Source organism: Ruegeria sp. CDSA021 (assembly GCF_059612325.1).
Genome location: NZ_JBXWQJ010000055.1, coordinates 1 through 1,103 on the forward strand (window position 1 = coordinate 1; position 1,103 = coordinate 1,103).

The 1,103-nt window shown below is 54.1% G+C and carries 1 protein-coding gene and 1 pseudogene; both read right to left on the reverse strand.

Going from position 1 to position 1,103, the window contains the following annotated elements; translation table 11 throughout:
* Window positions 1–202 (reverse strand): annotated as a pseudogene (locus AC2FLD_RS22470) (glycine/betaine ABC transporter permease); the annotation flags it as partial.
* Window positions 203–269: 67 nt separating this feature from the next.
* Window positions 270–1,103: glycine betaine ABC transporter substrate-binding protein (locus AC2FLD_RS22475; protein WP_496674571.1), on the reverse strand; the 834-nt coding region annotated here is incomplete at its 5' end.

Genomic DNA, 1,103 nt, shown 5'->3' on the forward strand with positions numbered 1-1,103 from the left:
TGGTTACATCGCGCGACTGCCATATGCGGTTGCAGCTTTCGTGCAGATTATCAAACGAGGGAATTGGAATGAGCGGCTCAGAGGCCTCTTCTCCTCCTGCTTGCGCCGCAAGATCAGCCAGCGAAAGAGGCGCTTTGTCATCGGACGTGCCACACCATTCGCTCAAACCCAATGCGCTGAATAACTTGTCATAGAAGGCCATTTTTCCCACTTTCCGATCTACTTCAGTGCGTTAGGGGCATCGCTGAGGATGCCCCTGTCCATGCAGTTTACTGCAGCAAGGCGGAAAGTTTGTCGCGCGCAGCATCGTTAAGCCACGCCCCCCAGACATCCTTGTAGGTTGTTAGGAAATGCACCGCGCCTTCATCGTAGGAGGCATTGTTGTCTTCAACCCATGCCAGCGTTTCGCCCATCTGAGCGTTGGTGAAGGATAGATTTGTCATCAGGTCAGACACTGCTGCGTTTTCGGCCATGAATTCTTTCGACAGAACTGTAACGACTTCACTGCGGGGGAAGGCGCTCATTTCTGGCGTCGCGCATTCCGCTGTGATGTTGCAGGCGTGCTTTTCAGGGTCATGGGGGCCCATATCGACCAGGGTCATCGGGTATTTGCCCAGTACCGATGTTGGTGCCCAATAAAAGCCGAACCATGGCTCTTTGTTTTCGTAGGCGGCAGCGATCGAAGCCGCAAGGGTTTCGCCTGATCCATGCACGAAGTTTTCAATGCCTGCATCAATCAGCCCGCCTGCCTTCATCAGGTTGGTGCTGACATTTAGACAGGTCCATCCCTCGGGGCAGTTGTGAAAGCGATTTCCGACGAGTTCGGGGTTGGCTGCGATGCCTTCAATTGTTGCCAGTTCCGGATGCTCTTCCACAAGGTAGTTCGGAACAAAGAACCCTTCGACACCGCCATCTGACAAAACTTCGGTCACAGGAATGATCGCACCTGAAGCAACCAGCCCTTGGTAAGCCGGCGCGCCGTTTGTCCAGATTTCAGTCAGAATATCAGGCTCTCCGGTCTCGGATACGGATGCCAGCGCAGGGTTGCTCGAGAGCGGAACCGTGGTCACTTCGCAACCATAGCCTTGCTCCATCAGAAACTT